The organism is Nocardia nepalensis (assembly GCF_048910785.1).
GTDB lineage: Bacteria > Actinomycetota > Actinomycetes > Mycobacteriales > Mycobacteriaceae > Nocardia > Nocardia nepalensis.
In genome coordinates this window covers 60,975-74,617 of sequence record NZ_JBKBET010000021.1, presented here as the reverse complement: position 1 = coordinate 74,617, position 13,643 = coordinate 60,975, and the positions used below count along the sequence as shown (strand labels likewise).

At 66.7% G+C, this 13,643-nt stretch carries 14 protein-coding genes; 11 read left to right on the top strand and 3 right to left on the bottom strand.

The genetic code is table 11. The features are described from left to right. Positions 1-21: 21 nt before the first annotated feature. From ACHQ4I_RS17210 to ACHQ4I_RS17175, 8 genes are all read left to right on the top strand, one after another. Complete coding sequence (locus tag ACHQ4I_RS17210) at positions 22-1,425, top strand: cytochrome P450 (RefSeq protein WP_420772789.1); 1,404 nt, start codon at positions 22-24, stop codon at positions 1,423-1,425. Then, complete coding sequence (locus ACHQ4I_RS17205) at positions 1,422-4,142, top strand: PEP/pyruvate-binding domain-containing protein (RefSeq protein WP_420772788.1); 2,721 nt, start codon at positions 1,422-1,424, stop codon at positions 4,140-4,142. Before ACHQ4I_RS17210 ends, ACHQ4I_RS17205 begins: the two co-directional genes overlap by 4 nt. Continuing rightward, on the top strand, positions 4,139-5,470 hold the full coding sequence (locus tag ACHQ4I_RS17200) for an aminotransferase class I/II-fold pyridoxal phosphate-dependent enzyme (protein ID WP_420772787.1): 1,332 nt from the start codon (positions 4,139-4,141) through the stop codon (positions 5,468-5,470). The genes ACHQ4I_RS17205 and ACHQ4I_RS17200 overlap by 4 nt, the downstream gene beginning before the upstream one ends. Before the next feature lies 1 nt (position 5,471). Further along, positions 5,472-6,875 carry a nucleotidyltransferase domain-containing protein gene (locus tag ACHQ4I_RS17195; RefSeq protein ID WP_420772786.1) on the top strand — a complete coding sequence of 468 codons (1,404 nt, stop codon included), beginning with the start codon at positions 5,472-5,474 and terminating at the stop codon, positions 6,873-6,875. Positions 6,876-6,940: 65 nt separating this feature from the next. Beyond that, entirely contained in the window at positions 6,941-7,642 is a 702-nt protein-coding gene (locus ACHQ4I_RS17190) for an HAD family hydrolase (protein ID WP_420772785.1), read from the top strand. Further along, complete coding sequence (locus ACHQ4I_RS17185; protein WP_420772784.1) at positions 7,642-8,574, top strand: diacylglycerol/lipid kinase family protein; 933 nt, start codon at positions 7,642-7,644, stop codon at positions 8,572-8,574. Before ACHQ4I_RS17190 ends, ACHQ4I_RS17185 begins: the two co-directional genes overlap by 1 nt. After that, positions 8,571-9,347: an SDR family NAD(P)-dependent oxidoreductase gene (locus tag ACHQ4I_RS17180; RefSeq protein WP_420772783.1), complete on the top strand. Its 777-nt coding sequence runs from the start codon at positions 8,571-8,573 to the stop codon at positions 9,345-9,347. The genes ACHQ4I_RS17185 and ACHQ4I_RS17180 overlap by 4 nt, the downstream gene beginning before the upstream one ends. 166 nt (positions 9,348-9,513) lie before the next feature. Beyond that, a complete protein-coding gene (locus ACHQ4I_RS17175; RefSeq protein ID WP_420772782.1) occupies positions 9,514-9,987 on the top strand; it encodes an HAD-IIIC family phosphatase in 474 nt (157 codons plus the stop codon). Here the strand turns inward: ACHQ4I_RS17175 and ACHQ4I_RS17170 are convergent. Then, complete coding sequence (locus tag ACHQ4I_RS17170) at positions 9,977-10,975, bottom strand: LysR family transcriptional regulator (RefSeq protein ID WP_420772781.1); 999 nt, start codon at positions 10,973-10,975, stop codon at positions 9,977-9,979. The two genes, ACHQ4I_RS17175 and ACHQ4I_RS17170, sit on opposite strands and share 11 nt — an antisense overlap. Here ACHQ4I_RS17170 and ACHQ4I_RS17165 point away from each other — a divergent pair. Continuing rightward, a complete protein-coding gene (locus ACHQ4I_RS17165; protein WP_420772780.1) occupies positions 10,974-11,879 on the top strand; it encodes an MBL fold metallo-hydrolase in 906 nt (301 codons plus the stop codon). The genes ACHQ4I_RS17170 and ACHQ4I_RS17165 overlap by 2 nt on opposite strands. A 32-nt stretch (positions 11,880-11,911) precedes the next feature. Beyond that, positions 11,912-12,268 (top strand): MFS transporter, encoded by a 357-nt coding sequence (locus tag ACHQ4I_RS17160; protein WP_420772779.1) that lies wholly within the window; start codon positions 11,912-11,914, stop codon positions 12,266-12,268. Here the strand turns inward: ACHQ4I_RS17160 and ACHQ4I_RS17155 are convergent. Next, on the bottom strand, positions 12,210-12,758 hold the full coding sequence (locus ACHQ4I_RS17155) for an alpha/beta fold hydrolase (protein WP_420773100.1): 549 nt from the start codon (positions 12,756-12,758) through the stop codon (positions 12,210-12,212). The two genes, ACHQ4I_RS17160 and ACHQ4I_RS17155, sit on opposite strands and share 59 nt — an antisense overlap. Between ACHQ4I_RS17155 and ACHQ4I_RS17150 the strand changes: the two genes are divergently transcribed. Then, on the top strand, positions 12,645-12,914 hold the full coding sequence (locus tag ACHQ4I_RS17150; RefSeq protein ID WP_420773083.1) for a winged helix-turn-helix transcriptional regulator: 270 nt from the start codon (positions 12,645-12,647) through the stop codon (positions 12,912-12,914). The two genes, ACHQ4I_RS17155 and ACHQ4I_RS17150, sit on opposite strands and share 114 nt — an antisense overlap. 30 nt (positions 12,915-12,944) lie before the next feature. Here the strand turns inward: ACHQ4I_RS17150 and ACHQ4I_RS17145 are convergent, their stop codons facing one another. Continuing rightward, a complete protein-coding gene (locus ACHQ4I_RS17145) occupies positions 12,945-13,634 on the bottom strand; it encodes an alpha/beta fold hydrolase (RefSeq protein ID WP_420773082.1) in 690 nt (229 codons plus the stop codon). Positions 13,635-13,643 lie beyond the last annotated feature (9 nt).

Genomic DNA, 13,643 nt, shown 5'->3' with positions numbered 1-13,643 from the left:
GAGCGTCAGCGAGGCGCGGCGATGAGTGTGCAGCCGAAGCTCCATGGCCGTCGACTCGGCGGCCCGTCGCTGCGACATCCCTTGGGCGCGTATCCGGATTACCGCGACGACCCGCTCGCGCTGTTCTACGAGCAGGCCGTCGCATATGGCGGCAGCGTCCGGCTGCGCCTGGTGCATCAGCAGTTGCACCTGCTGGTCGATCCGGACCATATCAACCAGGTGCTGGTGACCAATGCGGCCAAGTACGAGAAGGGCATCAGCTACCAGAGCCTGAACCATCTGCTCGGCCCCGGTCTGCTCACCAGCGGCGGCGAACTGTGGAAACGCCAGCGCGCCTTGATCAAACCGGCCTTCTCGCGTCGCCATGTCGACACCGAGATTCCGCTGATGGAACAGTGCGGGCAGCGCATGCTCGACCGTCTCGACGCATATGCCGCGACCGGCGAGGCGTTCGACCTGGTTCCCGAGGTGATGGGCTTCGCGGCCGATGTGGTGTGCCGCGCGGTCATGGGCGCCGATATCGACGGCGTCCTGCCGCAGATCGAAAATGATGTGCGCGAGGGTGTTTCGTGGGTCATGCGGCATATGTCGGCGCCCGTCCAGGTGCCGCCGAGCGTGCCGACACCGGCCAATCGGCGCTTCCGAGGCGTGCTCGAACGGTTGCATCGCGTGGTGGACAGCGTGATTCAGCGGCATCGAGATGCCGACGCCGACGCGACCTCCCTGCTGGCCCGGCTGCTCGCCGCCCGCGATGACGCCGGGCACGCCATGGATGACGAGCAGCTGCGCCACGAGGTGCTCACCTTCCTGCTCGCCGGACACGAGACCACCGGCGGCGCGCTGGCGTGGACTATCTACGAACTGTCCCGCAACCCAGCGGTCCTCGACCGCGTGCGCGACGAGATCGATGTCGCGCTCGCGCTGACCGACGGCGTTGGCCACGCGCTGCCCACACTGGAGTTGACCGGTCGCGCGATCGACGAGGCGATGCGCCTGCACCCACCGGCGTGGGCATTCAGTCGCACCGCACTGGAGCCCGACAGCTTCGACCGCTTCGATCTGCAACCGGGCGCGATCGTGGTGATCAGCCCGTTCGTCAATCACCGCTTCCCCGAATTCTGGGATTCCCCACTGACCTTCGATCCCGACCGGTTCACCAAGGACCAGACCAAGGCCCGCCCGCCATTCCGCTACTTCCCGTTCGGCTGGGGCGCGCACCTGTGCGTCGGCCAGCATATGGCGCTGATGGAGGTGCGGGTCGGCGTCGCCATGCTGTTGGCCCGCTACGACATCGAACTCGTCAACGGCATGCGGGTGCGGGAGAACCCGGAGATCTCCAATACCCCCGATCCGGTACTCGTGCGGCTCACCCGGCGGGTGGCCGCGACGCCGACGGTCGAGACCATGCAGGAGGCCGCAAGATGAGCGCTACAGTCAGTGATATCGCACTGGCCGCCGATGCGACGCTGACGGCGCAAGTGGGCGCCAAGGCGGCGAATCTCGGCAGGCTCGTGGCGAACGGATACCAGGTGCCGCCGTTCGTGGTGCTGAGTTCGGCCGCCTGCGCTCGCATCCTCGACCCGATCCGTGAGTCCATTGCCGAGGCGCTGGATTCGCTCGACCACACCGATCCGGCATCACTGCGCGCGGTGTCGGCGAAGATCCGCGCGATCATTCTCGCCCAGGTGATTCCGGCGGATATCCGAGCCGAACTCGACGCGGATACGAACGAAATCGTCGATCGCACACCGCAATCCGGTGTCCGACTGGCCGTGCGCTCCTCGGTGAGCGGCGAGGATTCGGCGACCGACTCCTTCGCCGGTCAACTCGACACGCTGCTGAATGTCGCGCCCGCGGACGTATCCGCGGCGGTACTGGAAGTGCTCGCCTCCGCCTACTCGGAGCGGTCGCTGTTCTACCGGGCGCATCGCGGCCTCGACAACGCCGAGATCGACTGCGCCGTCCTGGTGCAGGTGCTGGTCGACAGCGCGGTCTCCGGTGTCGTCTTCAGCTGCAACCCGCAGACCGGCGATCCGGCCGAGGCGGTCGTGTCGGCCGCGCTCGGCCTCGGGGAGGGCGTGGTCGCCGGAACCGTCGAGTGCGACACCTATTTCGTCGATACCGCCGCGCGCACGATCGTGTCTCGCTCGGTTGCCGAGAAGCAGAGCAGGGTCGTGGTGGCCGCCGATGGTTCCGGCACGGTCATCGAGCAGGTCGCTGCCGTCACGGAGCAAGCCCTCACCGACGCGCGAGTGGTCGAACTCGTTGATACCGCGACGGCGTTGGCCGAAACCTTCGGCGCGCCACAGGATGTCGAGTGGGCCTATGACGCCGGCGGGGTGCTTTATCTGCTCCAGGCTCGTCCGATCACCGCGACCGGCGCGCGCGAGACCATCTTCGACAATGTCAATGTCGCCGAGTCCTATCCCGGCCTGTCCAGCCCGTTGACCTTCTCCATCCTGCGCAATGCCTACGAGCAGGTATTCCGCGCCTGCCACAAGGACTTCGGCGCCACCGACGCGATCGTCGACCGCAATGCCGCGAGCCTGTACCCGTATCTGGTCGGCACCGCGCACGGCCGCATCTACTACAACATCAGCAACTGGTATCGGCTGTTCCTGCAGATTCCGGGCATGGAGTTCGCCATCGAGGGCTGGGAGGCGGCGCTCAATATCGAGAACCGCTACCAGCGTCCGGCCGGACCGAAACGCGGTCTGGCACGGGCGAAGATGTATATGCTGCGGCTGCGCATCGCCGCCATCATCACCGTCGGCTGGTTGCGGCTGCCGCGCCGACTACGCGCGTTCTTCACCGAACTGCAGTCCTTCACCGCAGATCTGGACCACCGGCTGGCCCCGGAAACACCGGAGCGGGAACGGGATCCGGAGGCACTGCTGGAGTGGGTGGAGCGCTGCCTGCACGAACTCGTGCCCGCCTACGCGGTGCAGATCTTCAACGACTTCCTGGCACAGCAGATGTTCCACGTCGTCGGACTGCTGCTGGAACGCGAAGGTCTCACCGAGACGGCCGCCATCACGCTGCGCAACGAATTGTTCTGCGGCGAGGAGGGTGTCGACAGCGTCGACCCGGTGCGCTCGGCGCTCGCGCTGACCGACACGGTCCGATCCGATACCGCTTTACGTGAACTGTTCGAGGGGCCGCTCGAGCCGAACGAAGTGTGGAAGGCCCTGGCACAGACCGGATTCGCCGAATTCCGTGCCGCCTGCCTGCGCCACATCGCACTCTTCGGCGACCGTACCGTCGACGAGTTGAAGCTGGAAACCGACCCGCTCGGCGAACATCCGGAGCGGCTGGTGCCGATGCTGCGCAACTACCTGCGCGGCGGTCAGAACATCGACGAGATGGCGGCCCGCGAGAAGCTGATCCGCCGCGAGGCCGAGCACACCGCGGCGGCGCTGTTCCGTGGAAAGTTCGTGCAGCGGATGGCATTCCGGTTCGCGCTGGGCCGCGCACGCGAGCACGTCAAGCAACGCGAGAACATGCGGCTGGGCCGCAGCCGATCCTTCGGCCTGGTGAAGCGGGTGTTCCGCGAATACGGCAGGCAGATGCACGCGGCCGGACTGCTCGACGATCCGCGCGATATCTTCTGGCTCACCTACGAGGAGATCGCGGCACTGACCCGGGGCACCGCCGTCGACACCGATGCCGCGCGCACGGTCGCCACCCGCAAACGCGACCATGAGCGGTGGCGCGCCGAGGAGTTGCCGACCCGGATCGTCACGGCGGGTATCGCTGCCGTCGGCATCAACGATCCGTCCTTCGAACATCCGACCCCGACCGGGGATACCGGTAGTGTGTTGCGCGGAATCGGTTGTGCGCCGGGCAGAGTCGAAGCCCCCGCGCTGGTATTGACCACACCGGAGCCGGATGTGGTCGTCGACGGCCAGATCCTGGTCGCAGCCAGCACCGATCCCGGTTGGGTCTTCCTCATGGTGGCGGCCGGGGGATTGGTCAGCGAGAAGGGCAGCCCGCTCTCGCACACCGCCATTATCGGCCGCGAACTCGGCATCCCCACCGTCGTCGGCGTCCCCGGCGTCACCCGCCTGGTCGCCAACGGGGATGTGCTGATTCTCGACGGCAAGGCCGGAACCGCAACCATCGTTCAGGAACACCGCTCATGACTTCCACCGCAGCCGTCCCACCCGAGACCAGTGCCGGGCACGGCGAGAACTTCAGCCTCGAACATTATCTCGATCCCGCCGCGCACACCTTCGAACAGCGCTTCGAGGAGTTCCGGCCCTATGTCGCGAATGCGCGCGGCACCGGATTCGTGCTCCGCGAGATCACCGGACCCGCCGGACCCGTCGTGCGGGTCCGCGATCCCGACGGCGGCGCGGTCCGCGACCTGATCATGCTGGGGTCGAACAACTACCTGGGCCTCGGCAACGAACCCGAGATAGTCGAGGCCGCCATCGGTGCCGTCCGCGAGTTCGGCGTCGGCCATGGCGGGCCGCCGCTGCTGAACGGCACCACCTCGGTGCATCGGCGGCTGGAGGAACGCCTGGCCGAGACCAAGGGCTGCGAATCCGCGCTGGTGTTCTCCTCCGGCTATGCCGCCAACGTCGGTTGGGTGACCGGACTGCTGCGCAAGGGCGACATCCTGCTCTACGACGAGCAGAGCCACGCCAGCCTCTACGATGGCATCCAACTCGGTCGGGTCCGCTCGATGGCCTTCGACCACAATGACCTTCGGCATCTGCGACACCGGCTGATGCAGATCCGCTGGCGCAATCCGGGCGCGAATATCGTGGTCGCCGTCGAGGGCGTGTACTCGATGGACGGCGATATCGCACCGCTGCCGGAGATTCGGGCACTGTGTGATTCGTTCGGGGCCTGGCTGGCCATCGACGACGCACACGGCACCGGTGTGCTCGGTGCGAAGGGCCATGGCACGGCAGAGCATTTCGGCATGGGCCCGGGGTCGGTCGAGCTGTACATGGGCACATTCTCGAAGGTGTTCGCCACCACCGGCGGCTTCGTCGCCGGCTCGAAGGACCTGGTGGATACACTGCGCTTCTTCGCCCGGTCGTACATGTTCTCGGCATCGCTGGCGCCCGCGGTGGTCGCCTCGGTGCTCGCCGCCATCGATTTCATCGACGCGCATCCCGAGCGCGTCCGCCAATTGCACGACAATGTCGACTATTTCGTGCGGGAACTGCGCCGGATGGGCTTCACCGTCGATCCGCAGACCGCGATCATTCCGATCCTGGTGCCGCAGCACCTGGCCGTCGCCGAGGTGGTGGCGGCGCTGCACGCCGAGGGCGTCTTCGTCAACGGCGTCGAATTCCCGGCCGTGCCACGCGAACAGCAGCGGCTGCGGGTCAGCATGATGGCCACCCTCAGCCGGGAGCAGCTCGATTTCGCGCTGGAGAAGATCTCGACCGTCGCGCGCCGCTTCGCCTTCCACCCCGAACAAATCGGCACCACCGAACACGAAGGAATCCGCTGATATGACCGGATCCGAGATCGCCGCGGGCGCAACGGCTTCCGAACGCCTGCTGGTGCACGCCGCGCTGGCCGCTCCGAGCGCCGACGAGCGGGCCCAGTTGGCGAAGCTCGCCCATGAGATCACCAACTGGGCCGAAGTTTTCGAGCTGGCCGAGCTCAATGCCACGGTTCCGCTGGTGCAGCGCCGCCTGGAAGCCGAAGAACTCTACGAACTCGTACCCGAATTGGTGCGCACGCAGTTCGCGAGCGTGACCGATCACATTGCCGCGGTGAACGATCGGCGTCTGGCCGGTGCCCGCGAGCTGCTGCGCCGGTTCGACGAACGCGGCGTGCGCTGTGTGGTGCTCAAGGGCATGCTGTTCTCCACCGAGATCTACCACGATCCGCGCTATAAGCGCATGAACGACCTCGACATCCTCGTCGAACTCGATCAGGTCGACACCGTCATCGAGATCTACCGGGAGCTGGGACTTTTCGCCACCTCCGAACTGCTCGGCAAGGCGCCCAAGGTCCGCGCCGAACGCTCGCACCATCTGCCGTCGTTCGTCTCCCGTGACGGGGCACTGGTCGTCGGCACGCACTGGGGCCTGATCACCCCGCTGGCTCCCTACACCATCGACTACGCCGCCATCTGGAAGCGCGTGCGGCGCATCGACTTCTACGGTGTCCCCGCCTGGGCCATGTCGCACGAGGACAACCTGCACCACCTCGGCATCCACCTGCCCTACTACAAGACCGGTGTGCGCGAACTCGCCGATATCTGGAATCTGGCCCGCTACGCGACCGAGCTCGACTACGACCTGCTCGCCGGCGAAATCTCCAAGGCGGGCAGCGAAAGCCTGATGTACCACGCTCTTTCGCTGGCCGACCGGCTCGTACCCAATCCGGAGTTCGCCGCTCTGATCGGCTGGATCGCCCCGAAGGTCAACCGCTTCACCCGCTACGACACCGCCCGCAAGACCGCGGATATCCACGCCTTGCTGCGCAGCCGCTCCACCCACACCTCGCGCATCGAGAAGGCCTACACCGAATTCAATATGACCGCGGTCGCCACGGAAAAGCGCGGCAGCTTCGGGCGGCTGTGGTCGGATCTGCTGCTGGTGCCCGGCGCGGAGGCGCGCAAGATGAGTTCGCTGCGCGACCCGTCGGCGCTATCGGACCTCGGCGCGCGAATCTCCGCCCCCTACCGCCTGACTCGGGTATTCCAGCGCGACCTCGGCCGCTGGCTGTTCCCGGCGGCACTGGCCAAGACGGTCTTCGACCTCGGCGCCGCCTATGGCTCGGAACTGGCGAACCGGGCGGGTTTCGGCACCGGCGCGACCGAACGTCCGGGTATCGACGAATACGCGGCGCGGCTGGGTCTGACCCGAGAAGACCTGCAAGCGGTACTGGACAGCCAGGAATGACAGCGTCGCGAAGCGACTCGACCAGGGGCGGCGGCCGGGACGCGGGTGGGCCCCATTATCGGACGGTGCTGTGGGATCTGGACGGCACCCTGGTGCGACTGCGCCGGCGCAGGTTCAAGACGCTGATGCCGTTCGCGGCCGCGCAGGCGTTTCGTGAGTTGACCCCGCGGCATCGGTTTCTGCGCGTCCTCTACGGCGTGCTGAAGCAGGTCCGCGCCAACGACACCGAGCACACCAATACCGAACTCATGGTCCGGCTCCTCGCCGACCGGATCGACGTCGCACCCGAGGCCGTCGCGACCCAACTGAAGAGCCTGGCGGAGCACGGGTTTCCACGACTGCGGGCGTGTTTTCCGCCCGAACCGTGGGCCCTGGATACGGTGACCCGGCTCCAGGAGGCGGGCACCATGCAGGTGGTGGCGACCAACCCGCTGTGGCCGGACAGCACGGTCACCACCCGGCTGGGCTGGGGCGGTTACGACCCGTCCGCATTCACCTTCCGGACCAGCGGGGAGAACATGCGCCGTTCGAAGCCGCGCCTCGAGTTCTATCGAGAACTCCTCGACCGGCTCGGCGCGGAAGCGGGGGAGTGCGTGATGATCGGCAACGATGCCGCCAACGATGCACCGGCGGCCCGGATCGGGATACCGGTGTTTCTGGTGAATGTGTCGGAATCGGCTGTCCCACAAGACTGTTCGGAAACCGGGCTGGTTAGTACCGGTGGTTGGCCTCGGCTGCGCGAGTGGCTGGGTATCGAGGAGGAGTAGTGCTCGTCGTCCTGAATCCACAATCCAATGCCGGGACGGCGCTACAGCGGTGGCGTCCGGTGGAACACGCGTTGCGCGAGAGGGATACCGACCTCGCCGTCGAAATGCCCAGCGACGCAGAGCAAGCCGAGAAGCTGGTGCGCGCGAGCTTCGAGTCGGACGCACCCGATGTCATTGTGGCGGCGGGCGGCGACGGCATGGTCAATCTGGTCCTCAATGCGATCATGGACCCAGAGACCGACCGACCGCGTCGCGGAGCGGAAAAGACCGCGCTGGGCGCGGTCGGTCTCGGCAGCTCCAACGATTTCCACAAACCGGGGCGCGCCAGAATCGCCGATATCCCGGTCCGGCTCGGTCCGGCCGAGATCGTCGACGTGGGCAAAGCGACCATGCTGCTGCCCGACGGCACCCGGATGGTCCGCTACTTCCTGCTCAATGCGAGCATGGGACTCGTTGCGGCAGGCAATCATTCGTTCAACCACGCCCGCGGACTGATCGGCTGGCTGAAATCCCGCAATGTCGAGGCGGCCATTATCGCCACCGCGCTGAGCAATATCGCCACCCATCAGCCGCTGGCCATTCAGCTGCGTGGCTCGGACTGGGTGCACACCGCCCCGATCACGAATGTCGGCGTGCTCAAGAGCGTGCACTTCGCCGGTGGCATGTACTACGACACCCCGGTTACCCGCGCCGACGGTCATTTCGACGTGAATATCTGGGAAGCCGCTGGCCGCGCCCGAATTCTGGGTCTGATCGCGGGGCTCTACCGCGGTAAGTTCGCGGGCTCCACGCTGGCAACCTGCCACCGCGACACCGCGGTGGAACTGCGCCCGGCCGCACCCGCACCGCTGGAATTGGACGGCGAGATCACGATCGTCGAATCGGCGCGCTTGGAGGTATTGCCCCAGGTGCTGAAGGTGTGTGCGCTATGACCGTGGTGCTGGTGACCGGCGCGGCGAACGGCATGGGTGCGGCAACCGTCGAATACCTTGCACGCGTCGGCTATACCGTCGAAGGCAGTGACAAGCTCGCTCGCGAAGGCGTGAGCGCGGTCGACGTCCGCGATACCGAGGCGGTGCGCGGTTGGGTGAAGTCGGTGCACGCCCGGCACGGCCGCATCGACGCCGTGGTCACCTTCGCCGCCTACGGCATCGTCGGCTCGGTGGAGGAGACCGATCCGGACGAGGCCGCCGCGCTCGTCGACACCAATGTGATCGGCACCCACCGCGTGCTGCGCGAGGTACTGCCGATCATGCGGGCCCAAGGCCACGGTCGCGTGATCGTGGTCAGCTCCGGTGCGGGCGCGATCGCCGAACCCTACGGCGGCTGGTATTCGGCCACCAAGGCCGCCATCGAACGCCTCGGCGAGGCGGCGCGCGTGGAGACCGCCGCATTCGGCATCCATGTGTCGGTGCTCGCGCCGGGGTGGACGGTCACCCCGATCATCGATTCCGCTGTGCGCGTTGCAGATCCGATCGAGGCGTACACACCCGATCGGATCTCGGTGCTCGCCCGGGTCAGCGGATATCTGGCGGCCGGACAGCCCGCCGAGGCGGTAGCCAAGAAGGTGCGGACGATCCTGGAAGCGACCGAACCACGCCAGACCTATCTGTGCGGCAGCGACGTTCGGCTGTCCTTCTGGACCCGGCGATTCACGCCGGCACGCGTCTACGAACGCCTCGTTCGCCGCTATTACGGCTTTTGACAGGAGCATTCGCGGGCGGTACCGGTAGTATCACCTCGGCCGGACGGGCTCCCAAGAAAGCGGGGGCTTGCCCGACACGTGCCGTTCGCTGGATGGTGTGCTAGTAACCCATCTGTCGGATGACACGGCAGGAGAGGCAGCGATGACCAACCGATAGGGGCAGGCGATGGCACCGGCTCTGAGATGTCTTGTCTGGGAACTGGACAACACCCTCTGGGATGGTGTCGTGTGCGACGCGACCAGCGGCGCACCACGGCCCGCGGCTCTGCGCACGCTACATATGCTGAGCGAACGCGGCATCTGGCACGCCGTCGCCAGCCGTAGCGATCGCGACCTCACCCTGAACAAGCTGTACCGGCACGGGCTCTACGATATGTTCTCGGCCATCGAGATCGGCTGGGGTCGCAAATCGTCATCGCTGGTCCGGATCGCGCAGACGCTCGGATTGGCGCTGGACACCATTGGTTTCATCGACGCCGAACCGGTGGAGCGCGCCGAGGTCACCCGGATGCTTCCGCGAGTGCGCTGCTATGCCGCCCGCAACGCCGACGTGCTGCCCGCACTACCCGACTTCCGCCCAGTGCTGCGCACGGGGCCCTCGGCCACGCCGCCCATGGGGTTCGCGAGCATCACGGGGTAGGTACCCCTGACGATCCACTCGGGTCAGCGCGGTAGATCGCGGCGGCAATGCGGGCGAACGACCGGATCAGAGGATTGTCGTCGCCGTCGTTCCAGGCCACGACGAGTTCGCTGGGTGGCATATCGATCAGCGGGACCGCGGTGAGACCGTCGGGGAGGTCGTGGGTGAGCGGGATGAGTCCGACCGAGCCGTTCCACAGGACGGCCTGCAGGCATTCGTGGACCGTCCGTACGACCGGGCCCGCCTTATCGTGACCGCGCGGTTGCGTCCAGTACGCGCACCACAGCGGGTCGGTGCCGTCGGGCAAGCGGAACCACTGGCGGTCGGCGACATCGGGTAGGCCCAGGTTGTCGCGATCGGCGAGCGGGTCGTCGGCGCGGAGCACGACGCCGATCCGGTCGACGCGCAGCACATGGGTTGCGATGCCGGTCAGGTCGAACGGGGTTCGGGTGAGCGCGACGTCCACGAGGCCAGCGCGGAGTCCGGTGGTCGGATCGGTGAAATCGGCCTCGCGGATGCGGATGTGCACACCTGGGTGGTGTTGCCGGTATGCGGCGGCGAGCCGGGTTCCGGCCTGCTCGGCGCTATCGGCAAGGGTGCCGATGGTGAGTGTGGCGTTGCCCGCGGCCGTGATGACTCGGGCTCGGGCCTGCTCGGCCTGGGTCAGTAGGAGGCGCGCTTCGCCGTAGAGGGCGGTGCCCGCCGGGGTGAGTACGACGCCTATGGGCGAGCGGTGCAGCAGGACGCAGCCGAGGTCGGTCTCGAGTTGTTTGATGGCCCGGCTGAGTGGCGGCTGCGACATATGCAGACGTGCGGCGGCGCGGCCGAAGTGCAGTTCCTCGGCCACCGCGACGAAATATCGCAGCAGGCGTAAGTCCATCAGCGGCAACGATACCCGCACGGTATCGGGGGTACGGAATCGGTCTTGGACGTGCCGATCGGCCCGCGCTGGACTGGGAACACACACCCACACATGAGGAGTCTTCATGGCCGAAATGCTCGAACCTGTTGTCGATCTCACGGATGCGACAGAGATTGCCCGCGACATCGCGGTGATTCCGAACCGGCGGGTGCCGCTGGTGCCGAATGTCGGCGTCATCGGTGGCCGTGATGCCGTGCTGGTTGTCGAGACGGGCATGGGGCCGCGCAACGCCGAGACGGTGCTGAAATTCGCGACCGAGATCGCCGATGGCCGCGAGTTGTATTTGACGACAACACATTTCCATCCCGAGCATGCGTTCGGCGCACAAACCTTCGCCGGCGTGGCGACTTATCTGATCAACCGAGATCAGGCATCGGACCTACGACTGAAAGGGCCGGGATATCTCGACATGTTCACCGGCCTCGGTGCCGGGGTGGCCCGCCAGCTCGAGGGTGTTCGTCTGGTATGGCCCGATATCGTCTACGACCAGTCCTATGAACTCGATCTGGGTGGTCGGGTGGTGCGGTTGCGGGCCACCGGTCGCGCGCACAGCAACGGCGATCAGGTTGTCGAGGTGCCCGAGGCGGGCGTCATGTTCACCGGGGATCTGGTCGAGTCCGGGCAGTTCGCGATCTTCCCCTGGTTTCCACCCCAGGACACCGACGTTTCCGGAATCCGGTGGCTTGCGGTCATGGAACGGCTGGCCGCCGAGGGTCCGCGGATCGTCGTGCCCGGTCATGGTGCCATCGGCGGCTCGGAACTGCTGGCCGATGTGCGTGACTATCTGCGAATGCTGCGGGATGAGACGTGGATTCGCCGCGATTCGGCCGTAGCCGAGCAGACAATCGTCGACGAGGTCCGCGCGCTGCTGATAGCTCGGCGCCCCGAATGGGATGGTCAGGAGTGGATCGAGAAGGGTGTCGGATGCTTGTGCGCCGAGCATTCGCATGCGACCGGCTCGCCCACATAGCCTGCCGCATCGGCGCTCGAATCCTGCTTGCGGTGCCGATACTTTCGGCGCTGATCCCACCACTGGGGTTCCGGGACAACACCGTCTCCGCCGTCGTCGGTGCGTTGTTGTGGGGCGCGGTCCTCGGCGTCCAGGAATCAACCCTGCGCGCGACGGTCGCCGATCTTGTCCCGGCGCACCGACGCGGCACCGCCTTCGGCATTTTCGCCGTCGGTTGCGGGCTCGCCGCCTTCGCCGGATCCGCGCTCCTCGGCCTGCTCTACACCCGCTCCCTGACCGCCGTGGTCAGCGTCACCGCCGCCGTCCAACTCGTGGCGCTGCTCGTCTTCGTCACCCGGCACCTTCGCCTGGGAACCCCGAATCGACCTCGGCCGCAAGGAAATCCGTAAGCAGGTCGAGCAGGGCAGCGGTGCCGTCCAGCGGAACGATGTGTCCGCAGTCGGGAATCACGTGGGCGACAAGCATATCGGCGATGGGGCGCAGTTGCCGTGCCAGTGCGTCGCCGACCGGATGCGCGCCGACGGCCATGGTCGGCACGGTGAGTCGCTCGGACGTGACAGCCTGTTCGATCTGGCGTGCCGTGCTCGGCATTGCTCGGTAGTAGGCGAAGGCACAGCGCAACGCCTCGCGGCCGGTGTAGGCGGTGACGAAGGCGTCCCGTATCCGTGCGGGCACACCGCGCCCGTGGGTACCGACGGTGAGAAACCAGTCGATGTACTCGGATTCGTTTCCGGCCAGCACGGTTTCGGCGAGTCCGGGTACCGCGTGGAAGCCGAACCACCAGGGTGGACCGCCCGCGAGGAAGTCCTCGGCGCCGGGCAGCGTACCCAGCAGCGATTCCATCAGCACGAGTCGTCGCACGCGCTCGGGCCGCCGCATCGCGCCGATGGTTTGGTCGCTCGACGAGTGGAACCGACAGTCCCGCCCCGCGTGCACTACCGTCTGACCGACCTCGGGCTATCCCTTGAAGTGCCCCTCGCCGCGCTGCGCATGTGGGCGGAGGAGCATATGGGCGAGATCGATCGGCGCGTCTGACCGCTACCGCGGTGCTCGAGCGTCGATCCACTACCGCAGTGCCGGGAGGAATGCCTCGACGCGTGCGAAGGTGTCCTCCGGTTGCTCCAGTTGCGGCAAATGGCCTGCCGCACGGATGATTTCGAATCGGGCATTGCCGAAGGCGGCGGCATAGGCTTCGCCGTAGGCCGGGGTGACGATGCGGTCGCTTTCGCCCCAGAGCAACAGGGTGGGTGTGGTGACGGCGGCGAGTTGGGGGAGCAGTTGCGGATTGTGCATGTACGGGTCGCCCGCGTAGTGCCGTAGCGCCGCCATATTCCCTTGGCGCACGGCCGATTGCGCGGCGGGGATATCGGCCGGGTCCTGGTAGAAGCGCGCCGGGTCGTGATAGGAGTGCTCGGCCACGCCGTGGGCGTCGAGGGCGAAGAAGTCGGTGATCGGTTCGTCGTCGAACCATACGCCGGTCGCGTCGATCAGCACGAGACCGGCGATCCGGCGCTCGCGATCGCGGACGGCCATTTCGGCGGCGATCCAGCCGCCGATGGAGGAGCCGATGACGAGAACGTCATGCAGATCGCGGTCGCCGAGCAGGTCCAGATAGGCGCGCGCGAGGTCGCCGATGCTGTCGAATGCCAACGGTGTGCCATTCCAACCGGGATGAGTTGGCGTAAGAACATGGGACGTGCGGGACAGCTGCTCGGCAATACCGGCCACCGAGGCCGGACCGGCGCCGCCGTGCAGGACGAGAAT

What these genes read in the sequence shown, in the direction of transcription:
- ACHQ4I_RS17210 (WP_420772789.1), top strand. Translation starts at nt 22, where the DNA reads ATGAGTGTGCAGCCGAAGCTCCATGGCCGTCGACTCGGCGGCCCGTCG.
- ACHQ4I_RS17205 (WP_420772788.1), top strand. Translation starts at nt 1,422, where the DNA reads ATGAGCGCTACAGTCAGTGATATCGCACTGGCCGCCGATGCGACGCTG.
- ACHQ4I_RS17200 (WP_420772787.1), top strand. Translation starts at nt 4,139, where the DNA reads ATGACTTCCACCGCAGCCGTCCCACCCGAGACCAGTGCCGGGCACGGC.
- ACHQ4I_RS17195 (WP_420772786.1), top strand. Translation starts at nt 5,472, where the DNA reads ATGACCGGATCCGAGATCGCCGCGGGCGCAACGGCTTCCGAACGCCTG.
- ACHQ4I_RS17180 (WP_420772783.1), top strand. Translation starts at nt 8,571, where the DNA reads ATGACCGTGGTGCTGGTGACCGGCGCGGCGAACGGCATGGGTGCGGCA.
- ACHQ4I_RS17175 (WP_420772782.1), top strand. Translation starts at nt 9,514, where the DNA reads ATGGCACCGGCTCTGAGATGTCTTGTCTGGGAACTGGACAACACCCTC.
- ACHQ4I_RS17165 (WP_420772780.1), top strand. Translation starts at nt 10,974, where the DNA reads ATGGCCGAAATGCTCGAACCTGTTGTCGATCTCACGGATGCGACAGAG.
- ACHQ4I_RS17170 (WP_420772781.1), bottom strand. Translation starts at nt 10,975, where the DNA reads ATGAAGACTCCTCATGTGTGGGTGTGTGTTCCCAGTCCAGCGCGGGCC.
- ACHQ4I_RS17155 (WP_420773100.1), bottom strand. Translation starts at nt 12,758, where the DNA reads ATGCGGCGGCCCGAGCGCGTGCGACGACTCGTGCTGATGGAATCGCTG.